The following is a 13,513-nucleotide window of genomic DNA, read 5'->3' as shown; positions in this document are numbered from 1 at the left end:
GTATTGCATATTTAGCCCATGGAAAAAAATCTAGTCGATAATGTCTGCGATGAAAAAGTATATGAACGTGTTTACAACACTTATTCAGAGGTCATAAATAATTATTTTTATTACAAATTTGGCAACCAAGAAATAGCTGAAGAATCTGTGCAAGAGGCTTTTATTAAGTTATGGGAAAATTGTAAAAAAGTACCCTTTGCAAAAGCTAAATCTTATCTATACACTGTTGCCAATAATTTGTCTTTAAACAGATATAAGCATAAAAAAGTTGTTTTGAAGTATGCTAAGACTGTTCCTCAGCATACAGAGGATAAACAAAGTCCAGACTATAAAATGGAGGAGGAGGAGTTTAAAGTTAAACTAGAGAAGGCCATTCAAGACCTATCGGAAAAACAACGAACGGCCTTTTTACTTCACCGTATCGATGAAAAATCTTACAAGGAAATTGCAGAAATCTTAAATATAAGTGTGAAAGCTGTGGAGAAGAGAATGCAAAAGGCTCTAGAAAGGCTCAGAGAAAAAATAGAAGCTTTTAAGTAGGGTAGGAAGCAATTGAAGTGTTATAGTTATAGAATCAAATCCGATGAAAAAAAAATACAATTTAGCCGACTGGCTTGATAACAAAATAGACGATCAGTCCATAGAAGATGTGAGTGGGTTTGACACCCTTAAAAAGATTAAATATTATTCAGGCTGGTTAGAAAAGCCAGATTTCAATAAAGATAAAGTTCTTGAAAATTTAAAAAGTACAAGAACAACTAAAAAGAAAAAATTCAATTGGTCTATTGCCGCTTCTATTTTAATCATTTTAGGGATTTCTTCGCTTATCTTTATATTATCTGTGAAAGATTTTACTTCACAGATCAATTCTCAAGAAACGGTCTTATTACCAGATGATTCAAAAGTTATTTTAGCTCAAAACAGTAAGTTCCAGTTTAATAATTGGTTCTGGAATTTTGACAGAACAACAAAACTCAACGGACAAGCCTACTTCGAAGTTGCTAAAGGAGAAACATTTACTGTGAAGACCAATTCTGGAAAAGTAAAAGTTTTAGGAACTCGCTTTGATGTAAAATCAATAGATTCGATTTTTAAAGTAGTTTGCTACGAAGGTTCTGTTAAAGTGATTTTTAAAAATGAAGAAAACATACTTAAGAAAGGTCAGTTCATTACCTATCAAAATGGAAAAAAATTAGAGCAGAGTAATATTTACAATGAAAAACCAGAATGGGTTTCCAAAACTCATCAATTTAAAGGTGTAAGTCTCTCGGAAGTCATGCAGCAGCTTGCGCAAGATTATCAAATTGAAGTAGATATAACTCAAGTTACTGAAGACAAAAGATTTTCAGGTACATTGCCCTCAGATAGTTTGTCTCTTGCTTTGGACATTTTGAGTAAAACTTATCAAATGAATTTCTCAGTCATCAACGAAAATAAATTTATTTTTGTTGATGATGATCAAGAATAAATTTAGACTCAACTCTTTTTTTGTAGTTATTCTGATTTTAATTAGCTACAATATGGAAGCTCAATCTCAAGAAAAGATTGAGCTTGTTGTATTGCTCAGTGAATTTGAAGATGAATATGCGGTAAGCTTTAACTATTTATACGATGATTTAGTAAATACTGAAGTGATAAGACCTCCAAGAACTAATTCTCTTGCAGAAGCTTTAGGTTTTATAAGTAATCAATTCCCATTAAAATTCACCTATATTTCAGAAAGTAGCATTTCTGTCAATTACAATAAAACAGTTCACTGCCTTAGTTTTTATAATGCCAGAACGAGAAAATCGATACCTGGTGTTGAAGTTATCTATGATAATCAAACTTTAGGCTATTCCAACCCAATGGGTAGAATCTTTATCGATGAATCTATAAATGCTATTAAACTTCAGTTTGCTCATCCCAACTATTACGATACTGGGGTAAATTCTTCAATTCAAAATATAGACTCCTGCAAAACGTTCTATTTATTTCCAGAAATCGAACTCGATGAGGTACTGATCAGGGAATACCTCACGAAAGGGATTTCTCTCAATCCTGACAATAGTTTGAAAATAATACCTCAGGAATTTGGGGTTCTTCCGGGGCTTATCAATGCCGATGTTTTGCATAGTCTGCAATATGTTTCAGGAATTGTAAATATGGATGAAACTATCGCTCAAATAAATGTCCGCGGTGGAACTCATGATCAAAACCTGGTATTATGGAATGGCTCAAGAATGTACCAAACTGGTCATTTCTTTGGTATGATATCGGCGATAAACCCGTTGATCAACCATAAAATAAAAGTCATCAAAAATGGAAGTTCAGCCTTTTACAATGAGGGAGTTTCTTCCGTCATTGATATTTCTTCGCGAGAACACTCACAAGAATTTGATCGTAACTTACAGCTGGATTTTTTAAGCGCCAACGCTTATGCTTTGCTGGAGCTAAATAGAAAATCCAATCTACAGGTGGCTTTAAGACGATCCTTGACAGATGTCTGGGAATCTCCAACCTACAATGGATTTACAGATAAAGTTTTCCAGAATACCGAAATTCAGGATCTTCTACAGGGCGATAACAACAGGACCACAACACATCAAGAATTGCAGTTTTTTGATGTATCACTCCAGTACGATTATGAATTTGACTCTGGAGATAAATTAAATTTTGATGTTCTGGCCATCCAAAATGAACTCACCTTCGATGAAGTTTTAGAAACTACCCAAGAGCAAAAGCGAAACGATTTTAAACAAGGAAATTTTCTAGCCAACCTGACTTATAAAACGGATTGGAGTGATAAGCACTCCAGTTCCATTGCTTTTAATGCCTCGTTTTACGAACTCGAAGCTTTCAATCAATCCGTCCTGTCTAATCAGGAATTGTTGCAAACCAACCAAGTGGTTGATCTTAAATTTAGTCTTAGGGATTCTTACCGATTTTCAGAACATTTTACTTTAAATAGTGGATATCAATTTAGCGAAGTTGGAGTTACAAACAACAGTGCAGTTACTTCTCCAGAGGTCATCCTAAGAGCGAAAGAAGTGCTCAGAACACATTCTGGGGTTGGTGAGTTGACCTACATTTCCAAAGACGAAAAGGTAATGACTCGCGTAGGAGTAAGAGCCAATTATTACACTGGTTTTGATGATGTAAGGTGGGAGCCAAGATTCAATTTTAGTTATCAGGCTAATCGCTATTGGCGATGGAATCTGCTTGGAGAGATCAAAAATCAGACACTTACGCAAGTCATCGATCAGCAACAGGATTTTCTTGGAGTAGAGAAAAGGCGCTGGATACTTGCCGATGAAGAAAATTTCCCAATTATCAACAACAAGCAAATCGAGGTTGGTTTCAATTTTAATAAAAAAGGCTGGTTGTTTCAGGGTAGCCTATATCACAAAATAGTCGAAAGCATTTCATCTGGTAGTCAGGGATTCCAAAATCAGTTGGAATTTTTACAAATCAGCGGAGATTATGAAGTGACAGGCTTTGAAGTGTTAGTTCAAAAACGCATCCATGATTTCAACTTTTGGGTAAACTTTTCTGTGATGGAAAACACCTATGATTTCAATAACTTTTCGCCTCAGCAATTCGCCAATAATTTTGAAATTACCCAGAGCTCAGCTTTTGGCGTGAGTTTTACTACAGATCAATTGAAGTTATCACTCGGAGGTCGTTATTTTGCTGGAAGACCCACTACAGAGATAGATTTTCAAAATCCTATTTTAACTCCAGAAACCAACCCAAGACTAAACTTTTTAAGCCCTAACGAGAGTAATCTTGAAGATTACCTTCAAATCAATTTTACGGCTACTTATCAATTTCAGCTTTCGAAGTCTTCGATCAGAACTGGGTTTAGCATTTTGAACCTGTTCAACAGCAATAACCTTACGCAACAATTCTTCAGGCTCAACGACTCCAATTCCTCTGTGGAAAATGTAAGAATCCAAAGCCTGGAGCTGACGCCAAATGCCTTTATTTCAATTCAATTTTAAAACTTGATTGTGTTTTTCACTTTCTTCTGAATTTGTTACCGTTCATCTTAAACATTCTACGACTCATCAAAAACTTCAGAATAAAACTAGACTTCCACTTTACTTTTGGATTGAACTTAAAACCTAAAAGTCATGAAAAATTTAGTAAGATTAGCTCTAATGCTTGTAATGTTTAGTTATCAAAATCTAACTGCTCAAGAAAAAACAACACTCATCGTAGAGTTTGAAAACATTGAAAATGTATCTGGAACTCTGTATATCGGAGTTTTCGAGAAAGAAAATTTTCTCAAGAAACCAATTTTTAGTAAAAGTATTGATGTAAAAAACTCATCTCATAAGATTGAGTTTAAAGATTTGGATCACGGAGTTTATGCTGTTTCTGTTTTTCAGGATCTGAATGGCAACGGAACAATGGATGCACAGAGCAACGGAATGCCAACGGAGCCATGGGCAATGTCTGGAACTCCAAACCCTATGGCTGCTCCAATCTGGGAAGAAGTAAGCTTTCAATTTGATGATAAAAATAAAGCAGTAAAATTGAAGATTTAAACATCAATCCATTTTCCTGAGTAAAGCCTGATGAAGAAAGACTTCAGCATCAGGTTTTTATTTGTTTTTTGTTGTTAGAATAGTCAAAGTTTTTCCTATTTTTGCCCTCCTTAAATTTTATATAAAAAAGTGATTATGACATTTGATGTGTTGATAGAAATTCCAAGAGGAAGTAGAAATAAATATGAGTACGATTTCGATTTAAAGCAGATTCGTTTTGATAGAATGTTACATACATCTATGATGTACCCAGCAGATTATGGTTTTGTACCAGAAACCTTGGCGCTGGATAATGATCCTATAGATGTTTTAGTATTGTTCACAAACCCAGTAGTTCCTGGGTGTGTTGCCAAAGTAAGACCTGTGGGCGTTTTGAACATGTCTGATGAAAAAGGACCTGATGAAAAAATTATATGCGTGCCTGTTGCAGATCCAATGGGAGACGAGGTTCATAAATTTTCAGATTTGAATCCTCATACTATTAAGGAAATTGAGCATTTCTTCAGAACTTATAAAGACTTGGAGAACAAAGAAGTTATCATTGGGAACTGGGGAGATGAAAAAGAAGCCCAAGAACTAGTGGATAAAGCTATTGCTAGATATAAAGAAAGCGATACGGTTACTCACAACTTTAGTTTATAGTAACAACGCTTAACCTAAACAAAAAGCCACTTTATTGAAGTGGTTTTTTTAGATTACAAAACATTCAAAAATAGATTTCAAATTCTTATTTTTGCTGAAATTCAGAAGAAATTATGTTCGATAGTTTAAGTGATAAGTTAGATAAGGCCTTTCATGTTTTAAAGGGGCACGGTCAGATAACAGAGGTAAATGTAGCAGAGACACTTAAAGAAGTGCGAAGAGCACTTGTGGATGCCGACGTCAACTTTAAAACTGCCAAAGAATTTACCAACATAGTTAAAGAAAAGGCTTTAGGTCAAAACGTACTTAAAAGTCTTAAGCCTAATCAGCTTATGGTTAAGATCGTCAAGGACGAATTAACCGAGATGATGGGTGGTGATGCAGAAGGTATTGACCTGTCTGGAAATCCAAGTGTTATCTTAATGTCAGGTCTTCAGGGGTCTGGTAAAACCACTTTTTCTGGTAAGCTTGCTAATTTTCTTAAAACTAAAAAAACCAAAAAGCCTTTACTTGTTGCCTGTGATGTATACAGACCAGCTGCAATAGATCAATTGCATGTGGTTGGTGAGCAAATAGGGGTCGAGGTGTTTTCTAACAAAGAAGAGAAGAACCCAGTTGCAATTGCAGAAGCTGCTATAGCTCACGCCAAGCAAAACGGGCATAATGTTGTGATTTTGGATACGGCTGGTCGCTTGGCTGTTGATGAAGTGATGATGAACGAAATATCCGACATCTACAAAGCTGTTCAGCCACAGGAAACTTTGTTTGTTGTAGATGCCATGACAGGTCAGGATGCAGTGAATACTGCAAAAGCCTTTAACAATGTCCTTGACTTTGATGGTGTTATTTTGACCAAACTTGATGGTGATACCAGGGGTGGTGCTGCTATTTCTATTAAATCTGTAGTCAATAAACCTATTAAGTTCATAGGTACCGGTGAAAAAATGGATGCTATTGATGTGTTCTATCCTTCAAGGATGGCAGATCGTATTCTGGGTATGGGTGATGTTGTGTCTCTTGTTGAAAGAGCTCAGGAGCAATATGATGAAGAGGAAGCCAGAAAGATTCAGAAGAAGATTGCTAAAGATAAATTCGGTTTTGATGATTTTCTGAAACAAATTCAGCAAGTCAAAAAAATGGGTAGCATGAAAGATTTGATGGGTATGATTCCTGGTGCTGGAAAAATGATGAAAAACATGGATATTGATGATGATGCCTTCAAGCACATAGAAGCCATGATTCATTCTATGACTCCGCTAGAAAGGAAAAATCCTACCAGCATTAATGCTAGCCGTAAAAAAAGAATAAGTAAAGGTTCTGGTACAACAGTCCAGGAAGTCAATCAACTTTTGAAGCAATTTACCCAAATGAGCAAGATGATGAAAATGATGCAAGGTGGTGGTGGAAAGAAGATGATGCAAATGATGAAAAATCTTCAGTAAAAGAAATTTTTCACAATTTAATGTTTGCAAGAATCTATTGTTCCTCAGTAGATTCTTGTTCTATTTTCCACTCTTGGTAACTGGTTAAATCTTTGTCAACGAGTCTAATTACAAAACCAAAAACAGTCAAATCATCCAGGTAACCCACAAAAGGGATAAAATCTGGAATAAGATCTAGTGGATTGATAATATAAAGAGCAGTAAAAATCATCGCTGCCAGAGTTTTCCAGGGTGTTTCAGGGTAATTCTTCTGCTTGACATCTTTTAAAAATTGAAACATCAGAATAATCTTATCCTTATATTTCTTCCAATCCGGATGATTTATTTTTGCAAATAGTTGATCTTTTTTGTCGAGTACAACATCAAAATCAGTTTCTGAAACAGATTTGATGCCATCCTTTACAAAGTTTTCATCAACTTTATTCTGTGTTTTCTTCCCTAATACTTTCATTTAATTTTTTTTCAGCTTCAGATTCAAACTCTCCATATTCTTTTTTATAAATCATAACTACCAATAAAAATAAGGATAATAACAATGGTCCAAAAATAAGACCTATAAATCCAAATAATGGAACTCCAATAATAACTCCAATTAAGGTAATAAGAGGGTGTTCATTTGCCATTTTCTTAAGAACGAGAAGTCTTACAATATTATCTGAAGACCCCACTACAATTAGTCCATAAGCCAATACACCTATAGCTCCAAAGGTATCACCTTGATAATACATCAACAAGGTGACAGGTATAAATCCTATCGCAGTTCCTATAAATGGAATCATGGAGCCAATGGTTGTAATTACAAACCAAAACATAGCTTCTGGAACTCCAAATATCCAATAACCGATCAATGAAATTATTCCTTGAAACAGGGCTACCATAGGAATACCAATAGCATTGGCTTTCACTTTTTTCGCAGATTCGGAGCCTATTAGCTTCAGGTTTTCTACATCTATGGGAATATAAGTTTCCATAGAGATGGTTAGTTTTTTTTCATTCAGAAGCATGTAATACAAAAGGAAGTACATTATACTTACGGCAATAAAAATTTCAAAGGTGCCTCCAGCAAGACCTTGAAGATTACTGGAAAGCCAATCTGTTACCGCTGAGCTATCTATTTTATCGCTGATTTTATAACCGCTAATTTCTTCAAGTTGGACAAGCTGCGCTTTTGCCGCTTCTACCACTTTTTCAGAATTCTTTATGGCTTTGCTCACTTTTGAAGAGAGCATAAGAATGATACTGAGCACAGGGACTAAAATCAAAATAAATGAGCCTAGCATCAAAACACTTACGCTTAATGTAGCATTCCAGCCCTTTTTTAGCATTTTCTGCATTAAGCCTTTCAGTAATACATAAAAAGTGATTGCTCCTAAAACTCCGGAGATGTAGGGCAGAATTTCACTAAAAATAAGCCATCCCAAGGATACAATAATCAAGAGGATAAAGAGTTGCCTTACTAGTCTTGGCGTAAGTTTTTCCATTTTTACTTAGCAAAAATTTGGCTCGTATCTTTAAAGCTTTTGAACTCAAGGGCATTGCCACTGGGATCTTTAAAGAACATAGTTGCTTGTTCTCCTGGTTTTCCTTCAAACCTGATGTAAGGTTTGATTACAAATTCAATCTTATTTTGTTTTAACCGATCAGCGAATTCGTGAAAAGCTTCCCATTCTAGCACAACTCCGAAGTGTGGTACAGGTACTTCATGGCCGTCAACAAGACTAAAAGCGTCTGGGTTTGGCTGATGGTTTTTGTCTTCATGAATCACAAATTGATGTCCGAAAAAATCGTAATCAACCCAATGAGTGTCGCTACGCCCTTCTTTGAAGTTTAACGTATTTGTATAAAACGCCCTGGCTTTTTCTAGATTATTAACTGGAACTGCTAAGTGAAACGGGTTTAGTGAGGACATATCTATGTATTTTATGAGTTGTTATTTTTATAAAGATCTTTCACTTCGTCTATTGTAAGATGTCTGTACTTCCCTTTATCCACGTCTAAATTAATATTTTTTATTCTAGTGCGTTTCAATGTTCTTACTCTATAATCTAAAGCTTCACACATTCTGCGTATTTGGCGGTTTAGGCCTTGTGTCAAAATTATTTTGAAGCTTCGGTCACCTAATTTTTCAACCTCACACTTTCTGGAAATCGTGTCCAGGATTGGAACTCCATTTCTCATTTTGGTAATAAACTCATCTGTAATCTGCTTATCTACAGTTACTAGATATTCTTTGTCGTGGTAATGTCGGGCTCTGAGGATTTGGTTGACAATTTCACCATCGTTTGTCATAAGTATAAGGCCTTCACTCATTTTATCTAAACGTCCTATTGGAAAAAGTCGAGTTGGATAATTGACAAAATCGACAATATTGTTCTTTTCAACCTTAGAGTTTGTAGTACAAACAACGCCCTTTGGCTTATTGACTGCCAAATAAACTTTTTCTTCAGTTTCAAATTTCACCAGATTCCCATCAACAAAGACCTGATCGCCAGGACTTACCTTAGTACCCATTTCAATATAGTTTCCATTGATGGTGACTCTGCCTTGTTCAAGAAGTTTATCGGCTTCTCTTCTGGAGCAAAATCCAGCCTGACTTAAGTACTTATTTATGCGAATCCCGTTTTCACTCATTTCTATTGCTTTAAGAACTTTAAAATTTCTTCATGAATACTCACTTTATTTAGAGAATGACCAGCGCCTTCTGTTATTTTAAGTACAGAATGTTTTAGGTTTTCATGTATCGCCTTAGCTGCTGAAACTGGAGCAACCTTGTCATATTCATCATGAATGATCAAGGCTTCCTTTTCAATGTTCTTCGAAAAGTCAGCGATTGAAAACTCATCAAAGTGATAATCAAATTTCTTTTTAAAAAAATCATCTAGTGCAAGCATGAATTTGTCATTCAATCGAAGTATTCGCTTGTAATCACTCATTATTTCTGTCATTTCTGAGGGGGCTCCCAGTAAAACCATCTTTTCCAGAAAAGGACTTTGCTTTAGATATTGGTTGTAAACTATCGTCATGGCTCCAACGCTATGGCCTATAATAAACTCTGGTCGATATAACTTCAATAGGCGGTCAAGACATCTGGAATACATTGGAACACTTAAAACTTTTCCATCAGAATATCCATGAGCAGGACCATCGAAGGCAATGATGTTGTAACTTTCTTTTTGCAAGCGCTGGATCAAGTCCTTCCACCTATAAGAATTACTGTCCCAGCCGTGAATTAAAACCACTGTTTTACCTTCCCCTTTCCAGTGATAAATCTGAACTTTATTGGATTCTAATTCAATAGATGTTGTTTTAGCTTTGTTCAGAAAAGTCTCTTGCTCAGGCTTCACTTTTCCTTTTCTTGGAGAAGAGAATAATTTATAAGCCTTTAAAACAGCTTTTTCAGGATTTATCCTGAAAAGTGAATTCAACCTCAAGCCTATAATTTTCGGTAAGTACTTATTAACGATTTTTTTTGAAGCTTTCATATTAAAAAGAAATTACAGGATAATAGGAATAAAAGGCACTACAAGTTTGGCTCTTCAAACCTTATCCAGAAATATTTAAAAGGAGCCTCGTCTGGAATTTGATTAGCCTCAATTTTAATTTCTGAGTCAAACTTTAGCTTGCTCGGCAAATGTTTTTTATCAATTACAATGTAAGCGCCTATTTCATTTATACTTAATATGACACTATTGATACTATTTTGGATATTATCAATTTTATAATTTTCGTAGATCGTTTTGAAATTACTATCAATACTTAAGCCTTTTTTGGTTCTGTATTTCGGATCTAGAATTTGAACTTCATTAATCGTAACTAAAGAGTCGTTTTGATAATTTGGTTCAATCACTAAGGATATGTTTCCCTCTTTATTAAATACTTCTATTTCACTGACTTTATTGAATTTTGATTCCAAATCAAATTCAGCAATAGAATCGTTAACCAAAATCGTACTGACCTCGTTTACTTTGGTTGAAGGAGATAGAAGGCCCAGCTTATTTTTTGCAATGATCGTTTCAGAATCTGAAGTATTACAGCTTGTTGAGAGGATCAACAAGAAAATGGAAGTAACAGGTATAAGCTTCATGATAATTTTTTTCAAAAATAAATAAAGTCGCTAACATGAAAGCATGCTTTCTGCTATATAAGTTTAGAATTATGTTTTAAATCAAATTATGCTTTCAGTATCTTTGCAATATGCAAAATGAAAATATAGAAAAACTTGTACATAAAGGTGTAATGCTTCCCCTTATGGAAGAATTTTACACTATACAGGGCGAGGGATATCATACAGGAACAGCAGCCTATTTTATTAGGATTGGAGGATGTGATGTAGGTTGCCACTGGTGCGATGTAAAAGAAAGCTGGGATCCAGAAAAACATCCACCTACCCAAATTGGTTCTATCATAGAAAATGCTAAAAAATATAGCAATACGATTGTTATTACAGGTGGTGAGCCCTTGACCTGGGACATGTCTCTACTTACGGAAGGTTTAAAAGCTAATGGATTGAACATTCATATAGAAACCTCCGGAGCTTATGATATGACTGGCGTTTGGGATTGGATTTGTTTATCACCAAAAAAAATAAAACTGCCAAAACCTGGGATTTATCCACGAGTGGACGAACTCAAAGTAATTATCTACAATAAAAGTGATTTTAAATTCGCTGAAGAACAAGCAGCACAGGTTTCAGAAGATTGTGAATTATTCTTACAGCCTGAGTGGAGTGTTAGAGAAAAAATGACGCCTCAAATTGTTGAATATGTGATGAAATATCCTAAATGGCGTATTTCTCTTCAAACGCATAAATACTTAAATATACCTTAAAGCATAGCTACTTTAGTTAATAAATGTTAATAATAAACTTTTATAACATAAATTTTCAAACCGTAGCTTTCTTCTTTCCGTATCTATGTTAAACAAATAAATACATACTTATGAAAAGAATTAAAAATTTTACACTATTATTCATTCTAGGTTTACTAGTAGTGTCATGTGACAATGATGATAGTTTAAACCCTGTTACAGATCCTGTCTTAGATAACATTAGATATGATCTGGATGAAAGATCAGAATCTGGTGTCCGTGGTGATGCAGTTTTCAATGAGCAAGCTGATGGCTCTGTCCAACTTATTCTTGAAGTTGAAGGTACTTCGGCTGGAAATATGCACCCAGCTCATATTCACATGAATTCTGCTGTAGAGGGTGGAAGCATAATTGTATCCCTGGAGCCTGTTGACGGAGAAACTGGTTTGAGTATAACAACATTTACATCGTTGGATGATGGTACGCCTTTAAGTTATGAAGATATTTCTGAACTTGATGCTTATATCAACGTACATTTAAGTGCTAATGATTTAGGTACAATTGTAGCACAGGGTGATATTGGTCAAAATGAATTGACTGGTGAATCCAAAAGTTATGATCTTGAAGAAAGAGCAGTACCTGGAATAAGTGGTTCTGTCCTTTTTGAAGAACGATTGAGCGGTGAAGCACTTGCTACAATAAGTCTAGATGGAACGCCAGACGGAGGAATGCATCCAGCCCATATTCATATGAATTCAGCTGTTGAAGGTGGAGCTATACTCTATACTTTTAATCCAGTTAATGGAACAACAGGAATGAGTCAATCCAATGTAGCAACTTTGGATGGTGGTTCTGAGTTTGTTTATGCTGACATATTAGAGGTAGACGGTTATGTCAATGTACATTTAAGTGCAGATGATTTAGGAACCATTGTAGCTCAGAGTGATATCGGTCAAAATGAATTGACAGGTGAGTTTAAAAGTTATGATCTTGAAGAAAGAGCAGTACCTGGAATAAGTGGTTCTGTGCTTTTTGAAGAACGATTGAGCGGTGAAGCACTTGCTACAATAAGTCTAGATGGAACTCCAGACGGAGGTCAGCATCCAGCTCACATTCATATGAATACTGCAGTAGAAGGTGGAAGTATACTTTATAGTTTTAATCCAGTAAATGGAACTACAGGAATGAGTCAATCCAATGTAGCAACTTTGGATGATGGAACTGCTTTTGTGTATGCTGATGTTTTAGAAGTAGATGGTTATGTAAATATACATTTAAGTGCTGATGATTTAGGAACTATTGTGGCTCAAGGAGATATCGGTCAAAATGAATTGACTGGTGAATCTAAAAGCTATGAACTTGAAGAAAGAGCAGTAGCAGGTATAAGTGGTTCTGTCCTTTTCGAGGAACGTTTGAACGGTGAAGCTTTAGCTACAATTAGTCTGGAAGGAACTCCTGATGGCGGTGAGCACCCAGCTCATATTCATATGAACACCGCAGTAGAGGGTGGAGGTATACTTTATACTTTTAATCCAGTAAACGGAACAACAGGAATGAGTCAATCCAATGTAGCTGCTTTAGATGATGATACAGAATTTAGTTATGCTGATGTTTTAGATGTTGACGGCTATGTAAATGTACATTTAAGTGCAGGTGATTTAGGAACTATTGTAGCTCAGGGTGATATTGGTCAAAACGAATTGACTGGTGAATTTAAAAGTTATGTTTTAGAAGAAAAGGATGTTACAGGAATTAATGGAACTGTTCTTTTTGAAGAACGTTTGAATGGTGAAGCTTTAGCCACAATTAGTCTGGTAGGAACTCCAGATGGTGGCGAGCACCCAGCACACATTCACGCTAATTCAGCATCTGAAGGTGGTGGCATTATTTATACCTTTACTCCTGTAAATGGAACAACAGGTATGAGTATGTCTAACGTTGCAGCTTTAGATGATGATACAGAATTCGGATATGCTGATGTTTTAGAAGTTAACGGTTACGTTAATGTTCACCTAAGCGCAGCAGAATTAGCAACCATTGTAGCCCAAGGCGACATAGGTGCTAATGAATAAGACTATTAATTTTAATGTT

Annotated in this window: 14 protein-coding genes; 8 read left to right on the top strand and 6 right to left on the bottom strand. The window is 35.5% G+C overall.

Annotated features, from left to right (window positions below; genetic code table 11):
• Nucleotides 1–18 precede the first annotated feature (18 nt).
• The 6 genes from LB449_RS08765 to ffh all read left to right on the top strand — a co-directional run bounded on the left by LB449_RS08765 (nucleotide 19) and on the right by ffh (nucleotide 6,616).
• Complete coding sequence (locus LB449_RS08765) at nucleotides 19–540, top strand: RNA polymerase sigma factor (RefSeq protein ID WP_224454728.1); 522 nt, start codon at nucleotides 19–21, stop codon at nucleotides 538–540.
• A gap of 43 nt (nucleotides 541–583) precedes the next feature.
• Complete coding sequence (locus LB449_RS08760; RefSeq protein WP_224454727.1) at nucleotides 584–1,468, top strand: FecR family protein; 885 nt, start codon at nucleotides 584–586, stop codon at nucleotides 1,466–1,468.
• Nucleotides 1,469–1,520: 52 nt separating this feature from the next.
• Nucleotides 1,521–3,983, top strand: a complete 2,463-nt coding sequence (locus LB449_RS08755) for a TonB-dependent receptor plug domain-containing protein (RefSeq protein ID WP_224454726.1) — start codon at nucleotides 1,521–1,523, stop codon at nucleotides 3,981–3,983.
• Between the two features lie 132 nt (nucleotides 3,984–4,115).
• Nucleotides 4,116–4,532, top strand: a complete 417-nt coding sequence (locus LB449_RS08750; RefSeq protein ID WP_224454725.1) for a DUF2141 domain-containing protein — start codon at nucleotides 4,116–4,118, stop codon at nucleotides 4,530–4,532.
• Between the two features lie 135 nt (nucleotides 4,533–4,667).
• On the top strand, nucleotides 4,668–5,174 hold the full coding sequence (locus LB449_RS08745; protein ID WP_224454724.1) for an inorganic diphosphatase: 507 nt from the start codon (nucleotides 4,668–4,670) through the stop codon (nucleotides 5,172–5,174).
• Nucleotides 5,175–5,287: 113 nt separating this feature from the next.
• Entirely contained in the window at nucleotides 5,288–6,616 is a 1,329-nt protein-coding gene (gene ffh / locus LB449_RS08740; RefSeq protein ID WP_224454723.1) for a signal recognition particle protein, read from the top strand.
• A gap of 34 nt (nucleotides 6,617–6,650) precedes the next feature.
• Here ffh and LB449_RS08735 read toward each other — a convergent pair whose 3' ends face one another.
• The 6 genes from LB449_RS08735 to LB449_RS08710 are packed head-to-tail and all read right to left on the bottom strand — an operon-like array spanning nucleotide 6,651 to nucleotide 10,700.
• On the bottom strand, nucleotides 6,651–7,067 hold the full coding sequence (locus tag LB449_RS08735) for a YkvA family protein (RefSeq protein ID WP_224454722.1): 417 nt from the start codon (nucleotides 7,065–7,067) through the stop codon (nucleotides 6,651–6,653).
• Entirely contained in the window at nucleotides 7,036–8,097 is a 1,062-nt protein-coding gene (locus tag LB449_RS08730) for an AI-2E family transporter (protein ID WP_224454721.1), read from the bottom strand. Before LB449_RS08730 ends, LB449_RS08735 begins: the two co-directional genes overlap by 32 nt.
• A 2-nt stretch (nucleotides 8,098–8,099) precedes the next feature.
• Nucleotides 8,100–8,525 (bottom strand): VOC family protein, encoded by a 426-nt coding sequence (locus LB449_RS08725; protein WP_224454720.1) that lies wholly within the window; start codon nucleotides 8,523–8,525, stop codon nucleotides 8,100–8,102.
• Between the two features lie 11 nt (nucleotides 8,526–8,536).
• On the bottom strand, nucleotides 8,537–9,247 hold the full coding sequence (locus LB449_RS08720; RefSeq protein WP_224454719.1) for a pseudouridine synthase: 711 nt from the start codon (nucleotides 9,245–9,247) through the stop codon (nucleotides 8,537–8,539).
• Between the two features lie 2 nt (nucleotides 9,248–9,249).
• Complete coding sequence (locus tag LB449_RS08715; RefSeq protein WP_224454718.1) at nucleotides 9,250–10,098, bottom strand: alpha/beta fold hydrolase; 849 nt, start codon at nucleotides 10,096–10,098, stop codon at nucleotides 9,250–9,252.
• 38 nt (nucleotides 10,099–10,136) lie between these two features.
• Nucleotides 10,137–10,700 carry a hypothetical protein gene (locus LB449_RS08710; protein WP_224454717.1) on the bottom strand — a complete coding sequence of 188 codons (564 nt, stop codon included), beginning with the start codon at nucleotides 10,698–10,700 and terminating at the stop codon, nucleotides 10,137–10,139.
• Between the two features lie 110 nt (nucleotides 10,701–10,810).
• Here LB449_RS08710 and LB449_RS08705 point away from each other — a divergent pair, with 110 nt between their 5' ends.
• Both LB449_RS08705 and LB449_RS08700 read left to right on the top strand, forming a co-directional pair.
• Nucleotides 10,811–11,443 carry a 7-carboxy-7-deazaguanine synthase QueE gene (locus LB449_RS08705; RefSeq protein ID WP_224454716.1) on the top strand — a complete coding sequence of 211 codons (633 nt, stop codon included), beginning with the start codon at nucleotides 10,811–10,813 and terminating at the stop codon, nucleotides 11,441–11,443.
• 110 nt (nucleotides 11,444–11,553) lie between these two features.
• On the top strand, nucleotides 11,554–13,494 hold the full coding sequence (locus LB449_RS08700) for a CHRD domain-containing protein (protein WP_224454715.1): 1,941 nt from the start codon (nucleotides 11,554–11,556) through the stop codon (nucleotides 13,492–13,494).
• The last annotated feature ends 19 nt before the right edge of the window (nucleotides 13,495–13,513 follow it).

Origin of the sequence: Psychroflexus lacisalsi, from assembly GCF_020164495.1 — a bacterium.
Lineage (GTDB): Bacteria > Bacteroidota > Bacteroidia > Flavobacteriales > Flavobacteriaceae > Psychroflexus > Psychroflexus lacisalsi.
Note: the sequence above shows the minus strand (reverse complement) of the source record. Positions and strands in the feature narration are given on the sequence as shown.

What these genes read in the sequence shown, in the direction of transcription:
- LB449_RS08765 (WP_224454728.1), top strand. Translation starts at nt 19, where the DNA reads ATGGAAAAAAATCTAGTCGATAATGTCTGCGATGAAAAAGTATATGAA.
- LB449_RS08760 (WP_224454727.1), top strand. Translation starts at nt 584, where the DNA reads ATGAAAAAAAAATACAATTTAGCCGACTGGCTTGATAACAAAATAGAC.
- LB449_RS08755 (WP_224454726.1), top strand. Translation starts at nt 1,521, where the DNA reads ATGGAAGCTCAATCTCAAGAAAAGATTGAGCTTGTTGTATTGCTCAGT.
- LB449_RS08750 (WP_224454725.1), top strand. Translation starts at nt 4,116, where the DNA reads ATGAAAAATTTAGTAAGATTAGCTCTAATGCTTGTAATGTTTAGTTAT.
- LB449_RS08745 (WP_224454724.1), top strand. Translation starts at nt 4,668, where the DNA reads ATGACATTTGATGTGTTGATAGAAATTCCAAGAGGAAGTAGAAATAAA.
- ffh (WP_224454723.1), top strand. Translation starts at nt 5,288, where the DNA reads ATGTTCGATAGTTTAAGTGATAAGTTAGATAAGGCCTTTCATGTTTTA.
- LB449_RS08735 (WP_224454722.1), bottom strand. Translation starts at nt 7,067, where the DNA reads ATGAAAGTATTAGGGAAGAAAACACAGAATAAAGTTGATGAAAACTTT.
- LB449_RS08730 (WP_224454721.1), bottom strand. Translation starts at nt 8,097, where the DNA reads ATGGAAAAACTTACGCCAAGACTAGTAAGGCAACTCTTTATCCTCTTG.
- LB449_RS08725 (WP_224454720.1), bottom strand. Translation starts at nt 8,525, where the DNA reads ATGTCCTCACTAAACCCGTTTCACTTAGCAGTTCCAGTTAATAATCTA.
- LB449_RS08720 (WP_224454719.1), bottom strand. Translation starts at nt 9,247, where the DNA reads ATGAGTGAAAACGGGATTCGCATAAATAAGTACTTAAGTCAGGCTGGA.
- LB449_RS08715 (WP_224454718.1), bottom strand. Translation starts at nt 10,098, where the DNA reads ATGAAAGCTTCAAAAAAAATCGTTAATAAGTACTTACCGAAAATTATA.
- LB449_RS08710 (WP_224454717.1), bottom strand. Translation starts at nt 10,700, where the DNA reads ATGAAGCTTATACCTGTTACTTCCATTTTCTTGTTGATCCTCTCAACA.
- LB449_RS08705 (WP_224454716.1), top strand. Translation starts at nt 10,811, where the DNA reads ATGCAAAATGAAAATATAGAAAAACTTGTACATAAAGGTGTAATGCTT.
- LB449_RS08700 (WP_224454715.1), top strand. Translation starts at nt 11,554, where the DNA reads ATGAAAAGAATTAAAAATTTTACACTATTATTCATTCTAGGTTTACTA.